This window comes from Cellvibrio sp. GW822-FHT04B05, assembly GCF_058800985.1.
The window spans coordinates 480571-499622 of the sequence record NZ_JBXAMU010000004.1; the positions used below are offsets into that span (position 1 = coordinate 480571).

At 51.2% G+C, this 19052-nt stretch carries 18 protein-coding genes; 9 read left to right on the forward strand and 9 right to left on the reverse strand.

Going from position 1 to position 19052, the window contains the following annotated elements; all coding sequences use genetic code 11:
- Positions 1–81: 81 nt before the first annotated feature.
- Entirely contained in the window at positions 82–366 is a 285-nt protein-coding gene (locus tag AC1RJL_RS15260) for an antibiotic biosynthesis monooxygenase family protein (RefSeq protein ID WP_492915518.1), read from the reverse strand.
- 229 nt (positions 367–595) lie between these two features.
- Here AC1RJL_RS15260 and AC1RJL_RS15265 point away from each other — a divergent pair, with 229 nt between their 5' ends.
- Positions 596–781 carry a hypothetical protein gene (locus AC1RJL_RS15265; protein ID WP_492915520.1) on the forward strand — a complete coding sequence of 62 codons (186 nt, stop codon included), beginning with the start codon at positions 596–598 and terminating at the stop codon, positions 779–781.
- Between the two features lie 143 nt (positions 782–924).
- Here AC1RJL_RS15265 and AC1RJL_RS15270 read toward each other — a convergent pair whose 3' ends face one another.
- The 3 genes from AC1RJL_RS15270 to AC1RJL_RS15280 all read right to left on the reverse strand — a co-directional run bounded on the left by AC1RJL_RS15270 (position 925) and on the right by AC1RJL_RS15280 (position 3163).
- A complete protein-coding gene (locus AC1RJL_RS15270) occupies positions 925–1518 on the reverse strand; it encodes a YggT family protein (RefSeq protein ID WP_492915522.1) in 594 nt (197 codons plus the stop codon).
- A 77-nt stretch (positions 1519–1595) separates the two neighbouring features.
- Positions 1596–2417: a pyrroline-5-carboxylate reductase gene (gene proC, locus AC1RJL_RS15275; protein WP_492915523.1), complete on the reverse strand. Its 822-nt coding sequence runs from the start codon at positions 2415–2417 to the stop codon at positions 1596–1598.
- Positions 2418–2440: 23 nt separating this feature from the next.
- Positions 2441–3163, reverse strand: a complete 723-nt coding sequence (locus tag AC1RJL_RS15280; RefSeq protein ID WP_492915721.1) for a YggS family pyridoxal phosphate-dependent enzyme — start codon at positions 3161–3163, stop codon at positions 2441–2443.
- Positions 3164–3221: 58 nt separating this feature from the next.
- On the opposite strand from AC1RJL_RS15280, the gene AC1RJL_RS15285 reads away from it, so the two are divergent.
- Positions 3222–4256, forward strand: coding sequence for a type IV pilus twitching motility protein PilT (locus tag AC1RJL_RS15285; protein ID WP_435784747.1), 1035 nt, complete (start codon positions 3222–3224; stop codon positions 4254–4256).
- 53 nt (positions 4257–4309) lie between these two features.
- On the forward strand, positions 4310–5455 hold the full coding sequence (locus AC1RJL_RS15290; RefSeq protein WP_492915525.1) for a PilT/PilU family type 4a pilus ATPase: 1146 nt from the start codon (positions 4310–4312) through the stop codon (positions 5453–5455).
- A 76-nt stretch (positions 5456–5531) separates the two neighbouring features.
- Here AC1RJL_RS15290 and AC1RJL_RS15295 read toward each other — a convergent pair whose 3' ends face one another.
- From AC1RJL_RS15295 to gshB, 5 genes are all read right to left on the reverse strand, one after another.
- Complete coding sequence (locus tag AC1RJL_RS15295) at positions 5532–6596, reverse strand: hypothetical protein (protein ID WP_492915527.1); 1065 nt, start codon at positions 6594–6596, stop codon at positions 5532–5534.
- Between the two features lie 134 nt (positions 6597–6730).
- Positions 6731–7144 (reverse strand): Holliday junction resolvase RuvX, encoded by a 414-nt coding sequence (ruvX, locus tag AC1RJL_RS15300; protein ID WP_492915529.1) that lies wholly within the window; start codon positions 7142–7144, stop codon positions 6731–6733.
- A 46-nt stretch (positions 7145–7190) separates the two neighbouring features.
- On the reverse strand, positions 7191–7787 hold the full coding sequence (locus AC1RJL_RS15305; RefSeq protein ID WP_492915531.1) for a YqgE/AlgH family protein: 597 nt from the start codon (positions 7785–7787) through the stop codon (positions 7191–7193).
- A gap of 66 nt (positions 7788–7853) precedes the next feature.
- Complete coding sequence (locus tag AC1RJL_RS15310) at positions 7854–8777, reverse strand: energy transducer TonB (RefSeq protein ID WP_492915533.1); 924 nt, start codon at positions 8775–8777, stop codon at positions 7854–7856.
- Between the two features lie 80 nt (positions 8778–8857).
- Entirely contained in the window at positions 8858–9811 is a 954-nt protein-coding gene (gshB, locus tag AC1RJL_RS15315) for a glutathione synthase (RefSeq protein WP_492915535.1), read from the reverse strand.
- 351 nt (positions 9812–10162) lie between these two features.
- On the opposite strand from gshB, the gene pilG reads away from it, so the two are divergent.
- The 6 genes from pilG to AC1RJL_RS15345 form a co-directional block, all read left to right on the forward strand.
- Positions 10163–10558 carry a twitching motility response regulator PilG gene (gene pilG, locus AC1RJL_RS15320; RefSeq protein ID WP_007639219.1) on the forward strand — a complete coding sequence of 132 codons (396 nt, stop codon included), beginning with the start codon at positions 10163–10165 and terminating at the stop codon, positions 10556–10558.
- Positions 10559–10707: 149 nt separating this feature from the next.
- Positions 10708–11070, forward strand: a complete 363-nt coding sequence (gene pilH / locus AC1RJL_RS15325) for a twitching motility response regulator PilH (protein ID WP_435784741.1) — start codon at positions 10708–10710, stop codon at positions 11068–11070.
- 132 nt (positions 11071–11202) lie between these two features.
- A complete protein-coding gene (locus AC1RJL_RS15330) occupies positions 11203–11745 on the forward strand; it encodes a chemotaxis protein CheW (RefSeq protein ID WP_492915538.1) in 543 nt (180 codons plus the stop codon).
- A gap of 123 nt (positions 11746–11868) precedes the next feature.
- Positions 11869–14025 carry a methyl-accepting chemotaxis protein gene (locus AC1RJL_RS15335; RefSeq protein ID WP_492915540.1) on the forward strand — a complete coding sequence of 719 codons (2157 nt, stop codon included), beginning with the start codon at positions 11869–11871 and terminating at the stop codon, positions 14023–14025.
- Positions 14026–14067: 42 nt separating this feature from the next.
- Positions 14068–14925: a CheR family methyltransferase gene (locus AC1RJL_RS15340; protein WP_492915542.1), complete on the forward strand. Its 858-nt coding sequence runs from the start codon at positions 14068–14070 to the stop codon at positions 14923–14925.
- 29 nt (positions 14926–14954) lie between these two features.
- On the forward strand, positions 14955–19052 hold a 4098-nt coding region (locus AC1RJL_RS15345), incomplete at its 3' end, for an Hpt domain-containing protein (RefSeq protein WP_492915544.1).

Genomic DNA, 19052 nt, shown 5'->3' on the forward strand with positions numbered 1-19052 from the left:
GTGAGCGGTCACTTCAGAAGGGTAAAAGGCGGGAAACTGCTACTTTGTGAAACATTTGGCGCCAAGTTTGGCGAATCAAGGCTACTGGTAACGGCGGATAACCTCCACCACTTCAACTTTATAAGACTTATACCAGCGCGCCCTACCCTGCTGCTGCGCGCCTAAATGTTCGCTGTTTTGCTTCCACAGGCGGATATGTTCGAGGCTCGGCCAGTAGGAGATGGCAATTTCCCGGTCACCTTCGGTAGTGGCAACAAAATCCAGGCAACCATAGTGCGTCATCGCCAACTCGCGCATTTGTTTGGCCGTCGCAAAATACTCATCATCAAGCTGCGCGATTTCGGCGTGAAAAATAACAGCGAACATTTAAAAATCCTTCAAAAAACAAAATAAATTGTAATTTCTCCAACAACCACTGGGCATAGGACGCACCAAAATTCTTTAAAAACAACAAGATAAAAACTGGCATTGGCTTTGCAAATACCATATTCACTAGCGCTGCAAGTGTTATTGCAAAAATCGGCTAAAACAGCTTGCAGCAACTAATGGGTATAAATCATTTTAATGTTGTTTCATTTTGACTGAGGATAAAAACATGAACCCAGGTACATCAAAATCCAAGTGGAAAAAGAATCTGCACACCAGTTTTAATAGCCGTCGCGATGCCAGTGATGACTACAGTTTTTCCCATGAAAATGTGAGTCGCCCAAAAGAAAAACTGGGCAAACGTAAATTTAAAATTCAACGCGAAGTTGATGAGTACTTGATGTCAACTTACTGATTGCCAGCAACGGGAAAAGGATATCTTAAGAGAAAGGCTATCTTAAAAAACAATTTGGCTTACAAATAGCTTGGCATTGAAGATGGCAGCGGTGGATATAATCCACACGCTGCCAAAAAATTATCAGTGTGAGCAATATACTCTTACCAATATCCCAATACCAGACGCGGATCAACGCCCGCAAAAAAAGCGAGACGACCGATTAGCATATCCACCACTTTCAAACCCAGCAAAATAATAATCGGCGAGATATCAAGCATTCCACCCAAAGGCGGAATCACTTTGCGGATGGGACGTGCAAGCGGATCAATAATTTGATTGGCCAGTGTCAGCAGCGGATGATGGCTGAAGGGCGCAATAAAACTGCCGATAATACTGATGATCATGCACCAGAAGAAGATTCCGGAAATCATCGTGAGCGCACCAACAAAACCCCACATGATGACCACCAGCGGATTCGTCATCACCCCCGGCACTCCAACAATCAGCGACAAAATAAACGTTGCCAGTAATTGCACCAATAAAATCAATACGACCGATGCCGTATCAATCGATGCGATACTCGGAATAAAACGACGCAGCGGTTTTAACAGCGGCATAGTGATTTTCACAATCGCCTGGGAGACCGGATTGTAAAAATCCGCGCGTACCAGTTGCAGTAAAAAACGCAAAATAACAATCACCAGAAACAGCGACATCAAACTATAAGCAATTAAATGTAAAATACTGGCGAACATGAAAATCTCCGGTGATTTATTTCAATAAAAAATGTTAACCGCAAAAAAATTACTTCTTGTGAATTACTTGCCTAAAATTACTTGCCTAATAGTTCTGATAATTCCACCGCGCGATTTGAACAGGCGGTCATGGCTTTCAAAACACTCGCACGCAGTTTATCTTGCTCAAATGAAAGAATCGCCTGCTCGGTAGTGCCCTTGGGTGAGGTGACGCGGCGACGCAATTCTGCCACATCGAATTCACTGTCTTTAGCGAGCATGGCTGCACCCAGCGCCGTTTGCAAGGTCAGCTCGGCAGCGCACTCGCGCGTTAAACCTAACTCAACGCCTGCGTCGATCATCGCTTCCATCATCAAAAAGAAATACGCAGGGCCGGAACCGGAAACAGCTGTAACTGGATTCAGTAAGCTTTCGTCATCCAACCATTGCACTATACCCACCGCGCCGAGGATCGCATTGGCGTGGGATTTTTGTGCCGCACTGACATGCGCGTTCGCATATAAACCACTCGCTCCCACACGCAGTTGCGATGGGGTGTTGGGCATGCAGCGCACTATCGCTTGATCTTCACCCAGCCAACTCGCAATACTGGTGGTCGTTATGCCCGCGGCAACCGAAATAATCAGCGGTTTGTGCGAGAGGGATTCACGCAAACCGAGTGCGACTTCTTTAAGCATTTGTGGTTTTACACCCAGCACAATGACATCAGCAGCCGCCGCTGTCGCGGCATTGTCAGTACTCACGGCAATACCGTATTCATCAGCCACTTTATTAAGTGTTTCCAGGCGCGGGCCAGCCGCACTGATTTGCGCAGGCGTAAACCCTTCAGCCAACAACCCGCTGATGATCGCTTTGGCCATATTGCCAGCGCCGATAAATGCAATTTTGGATGTATTCACAATAAGCCCTTAACATTAAAAAATTACTGCGTTGTCGCTGCAACACCGGTACGCGAACCAAAAATATCCGTGCCGACGCGGACAAAAGTAGCGCCTTCTGCAATCGCGGCCTCCAAATCGCCCGACATGCCCATAGATAGGCAATCAAGTGCAAAACCCTGCGCATTTAAAGCGGTGAGTGCGTTGCGCAATTTAGCAAATGCCGCGCGCTGTTGCGCGGGATTGTTAGTGGCGGCGGGAATTGCCATCAACCCGCGCAACCGTAACCGTGACAAAAGACAGATCGCCGCCGCCAGTTCCGGTAAATCGGCCAGCGATATCCCCGACTTGGTGGATTCATCGTCTATATTCACTTGCACACAGATATTAAGTGGCGGCAGGTCGTCCGGGCGCTGTTCGTGCAGGCGCTGGGCGATTTTCAACCGGTCGACCGAATGCACCCAGTCAAAGTGCGCCGCGATAGGGCGAGTTTTGTTGGATTGGATGGGGCCAATAAAGTGCCATTCAATAGCGCACCACTCAAGTTCGGGCAAGGTTTGCAGGACGGCTTGCTTATCGAGCGCCTCCTGCAGGTAGTTTTCACCGAACGCGTGTTGCCCCCAGGCATAGGCTTCGGCTACTGCGGCAGCGGGTTGGGTTTTGCTGACGGCGATCAACTGCACAGTTTGCGGATTTCGTCCGGCGGCAAGGGCGGCTTGGTGAATTCGTGCGGTGACTTTCGCGAGCTTGTCGTCTATCTTGTGCATATCGTTATTAATGATCACTAAAAGTCTGCTGTGCGGATGAATAAAAAAGGTTGCTCTGATGGATATAACCGAACTCCTGGCCTTTAGCGCCAAACAAGGCGCATCTGACTTACACCTCTCGGCGGGCCTGCCGCCCATGATCCGGGTCGATGGCGATGTGCGCCGTATCAACCTGCCGCCGATGGAACACAAGCAGGTACACGGCTTGATCTACGACATTATGAATGACAAGCAGCGCAAGGACTACGAAGAATTTCTGGAAACCGACTTTTCGTTTGAAGTGCCCGGCGTAGCCCGTTTCCGCGTCAACGCCTTTAACCAGAACCGCGGCGCCGGCGCCGTATTCCGTACCATTCCCTCCAAAGTACTGACTATGGAAGAGCTGGGAATGGGCAATGTATTCCGCGATATCTGTGCTGTACCGCGCGGCCTGGTGCTGGTAACCGGGCCGACCGGTTCGGGCAAATCCACTACCCTCGCGGCAATGATCGACTACATCAACGACAACAAATACGAACACGTACTTACCATCGAAGACCCGATCGAATTCGTACACGAATCGAAAAAATGCCTGGTAAACCAACGCGAAGTACACCGCGATACCCATGGCTTTAACGAAGCACTGCGCTCGGCACTGCGTGAAGACCCGGATATCATCCTGGTCGGTGAGATGCGCGACCTGGAAACTATCCGCCTGGCACTGACCGCAGCAGAAACCGGCCACCTGGTGTTCGGTACCTTGCACACCACCTCCGCGGCAAAAACCATCGACCGTATCGTGGACGTATTCCCGGCGAATGAAAAATCCATGGTGCGCTCAATGTTGTCGGAATCCTTGCAGGCGGTAATCTCGCAAACCCTGATGAAAAAGAACGGCGGCGGCCGTGTTGCTGCCCACGAAATTATGCGCGGAACTTCAGCGATCCGTAACCTGATCCGCGAAGATAAAGTGGCGCAGATGTATTCGGCAATACAGACCGGTGCATCGCTCGGTATGCAGACCATGGACCAGTGTTTGGCGGATCTGGTTGCGCGCCGTATCGTCAGCCGCGACGCAGCGAAATCGAAAGCCAAGTTTCCTGAGAATTTTTAATCCTGTTTTATTTTCGCAGCACAATTTTTCAATAATTTTTTAGGTGCATTGTTATGGATTTTGATCGGTTATTATCCTTGATGGTAGAAAAGGGCGCATCGGATTTATTTATCACCGCCGGCGTGCCGCCTTCGATCAAAGTCCACGGCAAAGTGGTGCCGGTCACCGCCACACCGCTTGCGCCGGAAAAAGCGCGCGAGCTGGTACTGAGCGTGATGAACGAAAAACAGCGCAGTGAATTTATTGAAAAGAAAGAATTGAATTTTGCGGTGAGTGCACGCGGTATCGGCCGTTTCCGCGCCAGTGCATTTTACCAGCGCAATTTAGCCGGTATGGTATTGCGTCGCATCGAAACCAAAATCCCGCAAATCGATGAACTGGGCCTACCGGAAATTGTAAAAGAATTGGCGATGACCAAACGCGGCCTGATTATTTTTGTGGGCGCAACCGGCACCGGTAAATCCACCTCGCTGGCGTCGATGATTGGCCATCGCAACCAAAATTCGAAGGGCCATATTATTTCCATTGAAGACCCGATTGAATTTATCCACCAACACCAGGGCTGCATTATCACCCAGCGCGAAGTGGGTATTGATACCGAATCATTTGAAGTCGCCCTGAAAAACACCCTGCGCCAGGCACCCGATGTTATTTTGATCGGCGAGGTCCGCTCGCGCGAAACCATGGATCACGCCATTGCGTTTGCCGAAACCGGCCACCTGTGTCTGTGTACACTCCACGCCAACAACGCCAACCAGGCGCTCGACCGTATCATTCACTTTTTCCCTGCCGATCGCCATCGCCAATTGTGGATGGATTTATCGCTCAACCTCAAAGCCATTGTTGCACAACAATTGATTCCCACACCGGATGGTAACGGCCGTCGCGCGTGTTTGGAAATTATGATCAATACCCCGCTCGCGCAGGATTTGATTCGCAAAGGTGAAGTATCGGATTTAAAAGAGTTGATGAAGCGCTCCACCGAGTTGGGCATGCAGACATTCGACCAAGCGCTTTATGCACTTTACGATAACGGCGAAATCACTTACGAAGATGCCCTGTTGCACGCCGACTCACCGAACGATTTGCGTTTGATGATCAAACTCGGCTCAGAAACCGATGCAAATTATTTGTCGCATGCGGCTGATAGCTTGTCGATCCAAAGCGATGAACACAATAATCGCGGCAAGATGTTTTGATTTGTATGGGATCGATCGAAGACGACTTATTTGGAATGATTGTTTTAAATTATCGTATTAGTTATTTGCCGAATCATTAGCTGTCTATCCATGCTTGAATAGATGCCCATATTCCAAGGGCATCTATAGTGGAGAATTTCTGGTTTACCGCTCCTGCAAGGTCTGTATTCGGTAGTAAGGTCAGATCATTGTTTTGTATAAGATTATAGACTGTCGGTGCCGCACGGGAAAAAAGTGCCATCAACCACGCCAGTTTATCATCCAGTTTCGCCGCATTTTGCATCAGGCTTTTGTCTGCTGCGCCATCAAAAAGATTTAAAACATTTACCCATATATTTCCCGTCAAGACCCTACCCGCTTTCACCTGTTGCTCCGCATGATAAATACCCCCTTTAGAACCACCTTCTCCATGGCCTTTGGTCGACTTTTTATTTTTCATAGCAGTGCCAGGCATGGTATTTAAAAGGAAAAGCAAATCATTTACACCTCGGTTTATTGACAACTTGGCAGCATCTTCGTCGCCGGCAGGGTCAATTCCATTAAGCCTGCCAATCAAATTATCTACATTGTCATGCCACCATTTATTTATTGCTCCCGGACCCACAAACGCTTTTGCGGCGCCTAGAAGTTCAGCAAGTGCCGCACCAGCAACATCCAACGCCTTACCATTTACCGATGTGGCAACTGTCTGGGTAATCAATGTATAAGATACGACATGATCACCCTGGCCAAGACGTGAATTACTAGGTGGGCGGTCAAAAAAAACCGCGTTTTTTACCGTAAGCGGGTGCACATTAAAGAGGCACCCGCCATACGGGTTTTTAGTCATTTTTTTTGATTTACGTGGGCGTTTTTTATTTTTTCCTATAGCCATTTGGGCTACGTTATCAGCATTACTTAATAATGCAGTGTCGCTATCGTCTTCCTCGATTAATTTGTTCTGCAAAACAGGCGCGGTGCCTGGTGCAACTTGTCGTGCACGCTGCGCAACTGATTGTGGGGAGTTATGCATTAACTGCTGAAGTTGTAATTGTGTTTTGGTAGAACTGCGGTTATCAGCAATGACTGAGCTCTGGAAATTCGAGCTAGACTGACTGGTATCAGAGTTATCTTTTGGTTTATATAATTGTGAGGAAGACATTTAAACCTCTCTTCATTTCCATGAAAAAATGTTGTGTCGCTTTTTTAACGCTACGCTGGGATGCGCAGCAGATTTCTATATAGGATAGTAATTGATATCAACTTGGGATGATTGAACATTTTTGCCGTTTAGCATTACTGTCGTTGAAACCATCCCTCAAGAATCAACCGCGCCGCAATCGAATCGACAGGATTATTTTTGTAATCGCGCGATCCGCCGCGTTCCATCACTTCACTTTTTGCTTCAAAACTGCTTAAACGCTCATCCACCATTTCTACCTTCACACCGAAGCGGCCATGCAAACGGTTGGCGAATTTTCGCGCGCGTACGCTGAGTTCACTTTCGCTTTCATCCATATTGAGTGGCAACCCCACTAACACCAAATCAGGCTGCCAGTCTTTCAATAGTTTTTCAATTTGGTTCCAATCGGGAATACCGTCTTTTGCTTTTAGCGGTGGTTGTGAATTGGCCGAACGCGTAATCATCTGGCCGGAAGCGACACCAATATTTTTGGTACCGTAGTCAAAGGTAAGCAGGGTTTTGATCATAGTGGTAATCAGGATTAAGTCGCGCTGGCAGTAGTTGTTGAAATAATCAGGCGTGACCGGCAGTACTGGAAATTAAATTGACATCAATACCCAAGGCTTGCGCTGCGCTGGTCCAGCGCTCTTCAAACGGTGTATTGAAAATAATATCTTTGCTCGCCGGTACTGTGAGCCAACTATTGGCGGCAATTTCCGCTTCCAATTGTCCCTCGCCCCACCCCGCGTAACCGAGCGCAATTAAACAGTGCTTGGGACCGCGGCCCTCAGCCATAGCAGCGATAATATCGCGCGATGCCGTGAGACAAATATCCGAAGACACTTCCAGGGTGGACTGCCATTTGGTTTCGTTGGAATGCAACACAAATCCGCGCTCCGGCTGTACCGGGCCACCGCTCATGACGATCTGCTCGCCCTGATTGGCGACATCATTCAGGTCCATTTGCATAAAGATTTCTTTGAGCAACATGGGTGTAGCAGAATTAATAACCACCCCCATAGCACCCTTGTCACTGTGCTCACAAATGTAAGTCACTGTGTGGGCAAAAGATGAATCGTTCAAACCTGGCATGGCGATAAGAAAATGGTCGCGCAAACTGCCTGGGATAAGCTCATCGTAATCAGTAGGGAGGGAGTTATTTTCAGTCATGGATTCAGTATGAGGCCAATCAGGGCTAAAACAAGCGAGAGCGATAAATTTATTAATAACTTTTTATTAATTAGCGGAGGTGGTGATCAAGGAGTTGGTGCCGGCGATCTCAAAATTCCAGGTGCGAATAATCTGCAAACGGTCCGCTTGTTTACGAATCTCCGCAGGAAAACTGGCAAAGGGAGATGCCAGGCGAACTATCTGACGGGCCGCGTCATCGAGAATACGCTGGCCGGATGATTGCAGCACTTTGATTTCATAAATAGTGCCGTCGGGATTGATTACCACCGACAGACGCAGATTACCGGTGATATGGCGGCTCAGTGCCTCCTTGGGATAATTGCGGTTGCCCACCTGTTCAATCTTGCTGCTCCATTCATGCAGGTATTTGGCATCGAAGGATTCTTTGGTCGAAACAGATGTTAAGGTGCGTACGCGTGGTCGCTTGGCATATTCCTGCCGCTGTTTATCAAGCTTGGCCTGCAGGCTGGCGATCTCGGCTGAAATCAATGGCTGGTCTTTTGCCATTCCCTCTTGCGGGCTGCGCTCTATTTGCTCATCCGGCTTCAATTTCGCCTGCGCCAGCTGGGTACTTTTGACTGTTGTAGTGAGCACTTGTTGCTCTTTGATTTGCCGGGCGGATGCAGCCTGCTGTTGCGGCACCGGATTTACATCGCGCACTTGGGTATCGGCAAACTCGGATTGCCGCTCGGTGGTGAGCTGCTTGGCCTCGTCGAGTGTGCCGCTCGCCTCCTGATTGTGCTGGGCAAGAAAATCGGCATTTTCCGGAGCGTGCAGCGACTTATGCGTCGCCAGGGTGATTTCTATGGTTTGCGAGGTATTACTGCGCTCAGGCAGTTTGAAGGTGACGCCAAGAATCAGTAATGCATGCACTACCACGGCTAAAAAAAAGGTAAAACTCAAGCGATCACCGGTATCAACCGGCGGCTTGGCGAGATTCTCTTCTTCCAAGGCAATTGCCTGATTCATTACATCTACTCTGTCTTTACTTCTATCTTATTTAAGAGCCAAGCTGATCTTGCAGCTCAAGTGCACGACCTTTTCGTGGATTATTGCGCCGCTAATTTACGCTCTATGGCATCAATTAGCCGTGACCCAATTCCGGTGCCGTAGGCTTTATCAATTTCACGTGCACAAGTGGGGCTGGTCACATTAATTTCGGTCAGGTATTCACCGATCACATCAAGGCCGACAAACATCAGGCCTTTGGCTGTTAGCGCTGGCGCTACTTGCTCAACAATCCAGTAATCCTGATCAGTCAAGGGTTGCGCCACACCGGTGCCACCTGCCGCCAAATTGCCACGCGTTTCACCTTGCGCCGGAATGCGCGCGAGACAATAAGGCACCGGCTCGCCATCAATCACCAGAATGCGCTTGTCACCTTCAATGATTGCGGGAATATAACGCTGCGCCATGATCAGCTGTTGGCCAAATTCAGTTAAGGTTTCGAGGATTACCCCGACATTGGGATCGTCCTGGCGGCAGCGGAAAATACGACTACCACCCATGCCATCAAGCGGTTTGAAAATGACATCGCCCTGATTACGGTGAAACTCGCGCAAACGCGGCATATCGCGGCTGACCAACACGGGCGGACAGCACTGCGGGAATTGGGTAGCGAAGATTTTTTCATTGCAATCGCGCAGGCTGCGCGGATCGTTAACCACCAGGGCGCCCTGGTTTTGGGCTGCTTCGAGGATGTAGGTACTGTAGATATATTCGTTATCAAACGGAGGGTCTTTGCGCATGAGGATGACATCCAGATCACCCAACTTTTTATCTTCATGCAGACCCAATTCGTACCAATTGTCACCGTTATCCGCTACAAACAGATTGCGGGTATTGGCGCGTGCTTCGCCCTGCAACAGGTACAGGTCTTTCTGCTCCATGTAGTGCAGATCCCAGCCGCGCTCCTGGGCCGCCAATAGCAATGCCAGCGTGGTGTCCTTGTAGAATTTGATATCCGCAATAGGATCCATAACCACACCGAGGGAGATAGCCATATAATTCACTCTAATAAGTAATACAGGTTAACCACTATATAAGTCGCTTAAAAAATTGCCGGACCGGCAAGGGCGGGCTAAAGTTAAGTCCTGAAGGCAATTAAAGCAAGAATATTGCGGACAGATTAAAGCGATCTAAAAAAATCGAAAACCGTACAGATTGCTCATATATTCAACTAGTTATGGCGCAACGTTAAAAACTGTGTTAAAAGTTCGCTTTTCATGGGTGGCGTTATTTTGACGCTCGCTTTAATGAGTGATAGCGCACCAAGCTCCACGTGGTACCAAGGTTTCAAACCAATCAACGTGTATATCTGGCAATTACGCAATAACAAAAGGCAAGGTCAGAGTATGGAAGTAACTTACGAAAGCCTCAAAGTGATGGTTATAGATGACAGCAAGACCATCCGTCGCACGGCTGAAACGCTGCTTAAAAAAGCGGGCTGTATGGTGATTACCGCCACCGATGGCTTTGATGCCCTGGCGAAAATTGCCGATACCCGTCCGGATATTATTTTTGTGGACATCATGATGCCACGCCTCGATGGCTATCAAACCTGTGCACTGATCAAGAACAACAGCGAATTCAAGACCACCCCGGTCATTATGCTTTCCAGTAAAGACGGTCTGTTTGACAAAGCCAAAGGGCGTATTGTCGGCTCCGACCAATACCTCACCAAGCCCTTTAGCAAAAGCGAGCTGCTCGGTGCGATTGAAGCGCACGTCAAGCATCTCAAAGCCTCTTAACAGGCTCGCGCCCGCTGGGGGGCGACTATTACTGGTGTGCGGCTAGCGCACGACTACACTCAGGTAGTAGTTCCGGATCAAGTTCCAAAGGACTGTCTAAACAATTCACCGCACTGCCTGCGGAACACTTATTTGTTTTTGGAGCATTTATGGCCAGAGTATTGATTATCGACGACTCACCTACCGAGACCTACAAACTCACCAGTATGTTGGAAAAGAACGGCCACGTCGTATTGACTGCCGACAATGGTGAAGCCGGTATCGTGATGGCGCAGAAAGAATTGCCTGATGTGGTCCTGATGGATGTGGTAATGCCCGGTCTCAACGGCTTCCAGGCAACCCGCCAACTGACTAAAACACCGGAAACTGCACATATTCCCGTCATTATCGTGACGACCAAAGATCAGCAAACTGACCGCGTTTGGGGTATGCGTCAGGGCGCGAAAGCCTATTTATCCAAGCCCATCACCCAGGATGTTTTGATGGCGGCGATGGCTGAGGTATTGCGCTAACCGAAGGATAAACTCACAACACTGCAAGGATGATTGAGAGACAATAACAACAAAGCATCATCAATAACCATTGAATTAATCGGCGTTTGTGTCGAACCAACATGGTGATGCACGACAGTTACGGATAGATCTATGTCAGAACCACAGGCCGCTTTCCAGGCTCTGCTCACATTGGCCCAGCGCAGCCGCGCAGCCGCTCGCGGTCTGCCTGCACAGGCGGATATACGCCCCCATTGGAGCGGCATTGGCTTTTCGCTTATGGGGAGCTATTTCGTGGTGCCAATCGGCGAAGTATCAGAGATGTTGGAAGTCCCCAACCATACCCACTTACCCGGTGTACAACCCTGGGTGAAAGGCGTGGCCAACGTGCGCGGCAGATTACTTCCCTTATTTGATCTGGCGATGTTTTTCGGCGATCGTCTCAGCGGTTCACGCAAACACCGTCGGGTACTGATACTTGAAACCGAAACCCTGTACTCCGGCCTTATCGTCGACCAGGTATTCGGGATGCAGCATTTCCCCATGGATGAATACAGCGAGCAAGCCGGCGCTGTAGCAAACAGTATTTTGCCTTTTGTCACCGGCAGCTATCCGCAGGGCGGCGAGTGCTGGTCATTGTTCCGTCCGGCATTACTGGCGGAAGATCCGCGTTTTACCAATGCGGCAAAAACCTAGAGTTAGCTATACAAAAACTGTAAGGCCAACACGATATTGTGAGAAAAAGTGACGCTTTATGCCTCGTGCACAAGGTGCAGTGGATAGAAAAAATAAAACCGAACGCTGGTTAGGAGTGCTTAGATGAAAACTGATTCAAAGATTGCCGCCTTCAAGGCAAAACCGGGGATGGTATTTGCCTCGGTCTTGCTAGTGGTTTCACTTGTGGCTGCATTGGTATTTTTGTACCTGATCGACCAGGGCAAAACCAACGACCAGCGCTACCTGCAACAGACGGCGGACTTGCGTGCGCAAGCCTACCGGTTGGCTTCCTTATCACGGGATGCAACTTCGGGCGATGAAAAAGCGTTCGGCGAGTTGACCAGTGTAGTAGCGAGCATGGGATCAACCTGGGCCTCGCTCCAAACCAGTGACCCAAGCACCCGCCAGGCGTTAGCGGTAGACTTTGCTGCGTTCGATAAAATCTGGAATGGCGTCAAGAACAACGCCCAGACTATCGCGACCAACAAAGAATTGATTGTATCGCTCAACAGTATTGGTAAGGAGTTGAACGACAACCTGCCTACCCTGCAGGGCGAGCACAACAACATCGTTGAAATCCTGCTCGATGCCGAAGCACCGGCTGGGCAGGTATCAGAAGCGCAAATGCAATCCTGGCGCGCCGAACGTATCGGACGTAACGTAGATAAGATGCTGCGCGGTGACGCCGACGCAAGTGCAGCCGCAGACCAGTTCAATACCGACGCCAACCTCTATGGCCGTATCCTGAAAGGCATGAAAGACGGTGATGCTGCCATGCGTGTGAGCCGCGTTACCGATTCCGGTGCACGCGCCTCCCTCGACCGGATCACCCAGTTGTTTGAAGGCGTTAACGCCTCTATCCAGAAGATGTTTGAAGGTTCGACCATCCTGTTCCGCGCGCGTCAGGCAAGTGATGCACTGCTCAACGAAACACCACAATTGCTGCAAGCACTCGCGACTATTTCGGACAAAATTGCTGTGCAGGCAGATAACCGTCCCATCAACAACACTGTGGTAATTGTGCTGGCAGCAATTACGCTGATTTCCCTGTTCTATCTCGGCTTCAACCAGTATATGGGCGCACGTAAGCGCGCTGACGAAACTGCCGACACTAACGAGCGTAACCAAACGGCGATTTTGCGTCTGCTCGACGAACTGGCTGACCTCGCGGACGGTGACCTGACCACGACTGCAACGGTAACCGAAGACTTTACCGGTGCGATCGCTGACTCTATTAACTTCACCATCGACCAGTTGCGTATCCTGGTAGCGCGAATCAACGAAACCGCAGTAAACGTATCGGCTGCTGCACAAGAGACCCAGCAAACTGCATTGCACCTTGCCGAAGCATCTGAACACCAGGCACAAGAAATCGCCGGGGCATCTGCCGCAGTAAACGAAATGGCGGTCACCATTGATCAGGTATCGGCAAACGCCGCCGAATCGGCAGCGGTAGCGGAGCGCGCGGTATCCATCGCGGGTAACGGCGCGAAAGTGGTACAAAACACTATCAACGGCATGGATACCATCCGTGAGCAGATCCAGGACACGTCCAAACGTATCAAGCGCCTCGGTGAATCGTCACAAGAGATCGGTGACATCGTAAGCCTGATTAACGACATTGCGGACCAAACCAACATCCTCGCACTTAACGCCGCAATCCAGGCATCGATGGCCGGTGACGCAGGCCGCGGGTTCGCGGTCGTAGCAGACGAAGTTCAGCGCCTTGCGGAACGTTCAGCAGCAGCAACCAAGCAGATCGAAGCGCTGGTAAAAACCATTCAGAACGATACCAACGAAGCGGTAATTTCGATGGAGCAAACCACCTCCGAAGTGGTGCGCGGTGCGCGCCTCGCGCAAGATGCGGGTGTGGCACTGGAAGAAATTGAAAACGTATCGTCAAGCCTGGCGGAATTGATCCAGAACATCTCCAACGCCGCGCGCCAACAAGCATCGTCGGCGGGCCACATCTCTAACACGATGAATGTTATCCAGGAAATTACTACCCAAACGTCTGCCGGTACTTCGGCGACCGCGCAATCGATCGGTAACCTCGCCGAGATGGCACTCGACCTGCGTGAATCCGTAGCCGGTTTTAAACTGCCGGAAGAAGATATGTCAGAAGGCCGCGCTAACGCCGCACGTAAAGCCATGGCGAGCACACCGGCAATGGATTTTGACAGCAACACAGAAGTGATCGATTTGGACGACGAACTGTTGCCCGATGACGACCTTTATTCGCAGACTTCAAAAGCTTGATAAAGAGGTGATGCCGGCACTGCGGGCATCACCGGTGTAATTATGGCCTGGTCGCTACGTACATTACCTACGCTCACCGAAGACCAGTTTCTCCAATGGGGCAAACTGTTGGAGGAGCGCACCGGTATCCAGCTGGTTTTCCAGCAAAAGGCCTGGTTGGAATCGCAGATGTCATCGCGCATGCGCGATCAGGGGTACGAGGATTACAACGCTTACTTCCAATTTATTGCTGAAGAAAGTATCGAAGCAAAACTCGAATGGTCACGTTTGATTGATCGTATCGCAGTCAAGGAAACCAGTTTTTTTCGCCACCGCGAATCCATCGAATATGTACGCCATTACCTCCAGCAAAAAATTAACAACCAGGCGCTGCACAATAGTTTTGATATCTGGAGCATGGGTTGCGCCACGGGAGAAGAAGCCTACTCCCTGGCGATGGTAGTGAATGACTGTTTTGAGCTGGCCGCGCTAAGCCCCTATTACGGCATTACCGCGATGGATATCAGCTCGTCGGCGCTGGCTGCCGGTCGTAAAGGCCGCTATAGCAAACGCCGGATCGAACAGGTAAAACCCGACGAGGCAAAGCGCTACCTGCAGTTGTGTACCGACGGCAGTTATGAAGTGGTGAATAAACTGCGCGACCGCGTCTGTTTTACCCACACTAATATCATTCATGCACGCCAGTTACCCCAGGTGCAAGTAGATGTGATTTTTTGCCAAAACCTGTTGGTGTATTTCCGTCGCTGGTTGCGTCGCGATGTATTGAATGCCCTGGTCGAACGCCTTAAACCGGGCGGTTTGCTGATTGTCGGACTGGGCGAAGTGGTCGATTGGGAACACCCGGAAATGCAGCGCACTGACGATGATCAAGTGCAGGCTTACGTTCGTGAAGAACGATAAAAACGAGAACAACGAGAGGAAAGTTCTGCATGGCAGATAATCGCAATTTTGCCGCGTTGGATTGGTTGATCCATGAGATCAGTGAGACGCTGAAAGAAGCGCGCCAAGCCCTCGAAAGCTATGTCGAAAATCCCAAAGATGCTGCGCGTATCCGCTTCTGCCTGACTCATATCCATCAGGTACACGGCAGCCTGCAAATGGTGGAGTTCTATGGCGCCGCCATGCTCGCCAGCGAAATGGAACAACTGACCCAGGCGATGATCTCCGAGCGCGTCGCCAACAGCAGCGAAGCGCAAGAAGTTCTGATGCGCGCTATCCTGCAATTCCCGCTGTATCTCGACCAGGTCAAAGCCACGCGCAAAGACAACCCGCTCGTGGTATTGCCGCTATTGAATGACCTGCGTGCCGTACGCGGCGAGAGCCTGCTCACCGATACCAAACTCTTTGTCCCCAACCTGACGCCGGCCAAGAAAGTATCCGGTGCGCGGTTGCCGGTAACCCACGATAATGTGCAGTTCCAGGCGATGGTGCTCAAGCTGCGCCAGATGTACCAATATGCCGCGTCAGGATTTATCCGCGGTGTGAACCCGGACGAAAATCTCGCCTATTTGCAAAAAGCCTTTTCGCGCCTGCAAAAGCTGACTCACGGTACCGCGCGTTTCGCGCTCTGGGATATCTGCCTCGCACTGGTTGAAGCGATAGAAATCGATGCCATCGAAATCAGCGTCGCGGTTAAAAACCTGCTGCGCCAGCTCGATAAAGAAATCAAAGTGCTCGCCGTACACGGCAACAAAGCGCTGAACAGTTTCACCAACGATGAGCTGATCAAAAACCTGTTGTATTACGTGGCCCGCGCGGGCAAACATGCCCCCGGTTTCCCGCCCAACTCGCAATTGCAGCGTGTTTATGAAACCTACCATCTGGAAGAAGCCCTGCTGGAAGGTAAAGAAGGCGGCGAAGAAACCCGGAATATGCTCTCGGTACCCGATGCCGAAGCCATGCGCTCGGTCGTCGGTGCGCTTAAAGAAGAATTGAACCTGATTAAAGACAGTCTGGATATTTGTCTCGCCGGCGGCGACACCCATGCTGCCTTGTCCGATGCCTTGCCGATTGTTAAACGTGTCGCTGATACCATGGCCGTGCTCGGCCTGGGTGATTTGCGCAAGCGCGTACTCGAACAGGGCGCGGCGCTGGACTTAGTGGTCGAATCCAACAGCGAACTCACCGACGAGCAATTGCTCGCGGTCGCCAGCCAATTGATTTCGGTGGAAAACGCCCTCGATGCCCTGACCGAATCAGGTGGCCAGGACACCAGTAACGGCGACGATTCCGACATCACCCTGACCCGCGCCAAAGAATCCGTACTGCGCGAATCGCGCAACGGCCTCGAACACGCCAAAGACGCGATCATCGAATACATCGCCTCCCAGTGGAACCGCCAGCATCTGCAAACCGTGCCGACCACCCTGCGCGAAATTCGCGGTGGATTGGAGATAATGCCGCTGCCGCGTCCGGCGCGGATTTTGGGCGCTTGTGCCCGCTTTATCGAAGAGCAATTGCTGGAGCAGGATTCCACACCGCAGTGGTCCACCCTGGATACCTTGGCCGATGCCATCACCAGTGTTGAATACTATCTTGAGCGCCTGAGCAGCGGCGGCCGTAAAGAAGAAAATGACCTGCTGTTAAGCGTGGCCGAAGAAAGCGTTGCCGGCCTCGGTTACTCCGTGGCCAAAATGAGCAAGACTCTTGCTGATAACATGGTTGCCGACGCCAATCCGGAAGCACTGCGCAGTGAAGACGAACACGAAAATTCAGTCGAAGTAGCAGCAGCAGAACAACTGACTGCCGCCTACCAAGGCGCAATTGGCGAGGAAGAATCTCCAGCGGATGAATCTGTCCAACTCGCCGCACTCTACGCCGAAGTACAAACGCCGGCTGATGATGTCGCGCAAGAATTGGCTTCTGCGTATAGCCAGGCGTTTGCAGAGCCGGTCGCAACAACGCCGATGGATGCAGTGGAAGAAATCACCGTTGAGGAAGTGATTGCTGAACTTGGCGGGCAAGAAGCAGATGACGCTGCAGAACCTGAGCAGCCTGAGCAAACCCTGGTCGCCACCTCCAATGCCCCGGTTATCCAACGCGATGACGACGACATCGACGACGAAATTATCGATATATTTATCGAAGAAGCTACCGAAGTTACGGAAACCATCGGCCAATACTTTCCGCGCTGGGCGCATAATTTTGACGATAGCAACGCCCTCACCGAATTCCGCCGCGCCTTCCACACTTTGAAAGGCAGCGGGCGTATGGTGGGCGCCAATGAAATCGGCGAACTGGCTTGGTCGATTGAGAACATGCTCAACCGCGTGATCGACCGCACTATTGTGGCCGGTGCAGTGCATGTGCACATCATCGAAAAAGTGCGCCAGTTGCTGCCCGATATGATTGCCGCCTTCCGCGACAATCAACCCAATCCACATGCTGAACAAGCTGAAACCTATCGCCTGCAAGCCCACGACCTCTCCAAAGGCGAAACGCCCGAAGCACTGCTTGGGGAACTGGGCCACAGCACCATACCTGCTCCTGCCAATGCGGTTGCCGCAAGCGACGATGACGAACCAGAATTGATCGAACCGCAACCGGATGAGGATGACTTTGCACACGCAGTCGAGCTCGAAGTTGAAGAAGACATCGAGCCAGAACCTGTTGCCCTGGAATCGGAAGTTGTTGAAGAAGAAATCGCGCTCCCTGAAATTGAGCCGCAATACGATGCTCCGCTGCCGGAAGAAACCGAAGGCCGCGCCAGCGATGAAGAGCTGGTGCTGGATATTGCAGACTTGCCGGTGGTTGAGATCGACGAAGACGAAGTCCTCGATCTGGTGGCGGAAGACGATGTGCCATCACTGGAAGATCAGGTCGAACTGATCGACGAAGAAGAAGTTACCCAACTGGCGCAGCTTTACAGCGAACATCAGGCCATCGGGTTCAATTACAGCGAAGCCACCAACGACGATATTGATATCGACGATCCGGATGCCCAGCTGTGGGATATTTTCGGCGCCGAAGCCCTCACCCACTTGCAGGTGGTGCAAGACTATATCGCGCGAATGGAAGCCGAAGCGCCGATTTACGAGCCGCCCAGTGAAGGCATGCAGCGCGCCCTGCACACCCTGAAAGGCAGTGCCCATATGGCGGAGGTGACCCAAGTCGCCGAGTTGGCCACGCCGCTGGAGCGTTTTGCTAAAGAGCTACGCTCATACCATGTCAATATAAACGACGATATCCTCCAATTGCTGCGCGATGCCGTCAGTTACACCCAAATCGCCCTGCATCAAATCGAATCAGGCGAGACGGTCGATATCCCACGCCTGCAACAATTTATCGCCCGCGTAAACGAACTGCGCGAGATCCATGTTGCGCCGCTGGTCAGCCTGCAAGAACTGGATGAAAGCGGCAAACGCCCGGTCGATCCGGAATTGCTCGCCATCTTTATGGCGGAGGAAATGAACCTGCTGCTCGACGCGGACAAGATTATTGCCCAGTGGCAAGCCGATCCCGGCGATACTGTCCAATTGATTCCGGTAATGGACGAGCTCGGCAAGCTCACCAGGGCCGCTGCCCACGCTTACCTGCCAGCCATGGCGGAATTGAGCGAGAAGATCCACAGTGTTTACGAAACCGTGATCGCCGACCAGCTCAGCTGCTCGGCCTCCGTGTGCGCCACACTCAATACTGCCCACATCGCACTGCTGGATATGGTCGATGCCATCGCCGCCGGCCAAAACCTGAATGGTATTCCGGACGCGGTAAACGATGCGCTGGATGAATTGCTCAGCACCGAAGCGGTGACGATCAGTACGCTGATCAACGATGAGATCCCGGCGCTTACCGACGAAATCCCGCTCGCTGAACTGGATGAAGTGATCGAACTCGACGATGTCGTCAGCTACACCGTTCCGGTGGAAGCGGATGATGACAATATTGAATTGATCGACGAAGACTACAGTTACAACAGCGACTACACCGAATTGCCAGAATTTACGGCCACCGAAGCCGAAGCCGAAGCCGAAGCCGAAGCCGAAGCCGAAGCCGAAGCCGAAGCCGAAGCCGAAGCCGAAGCCGAA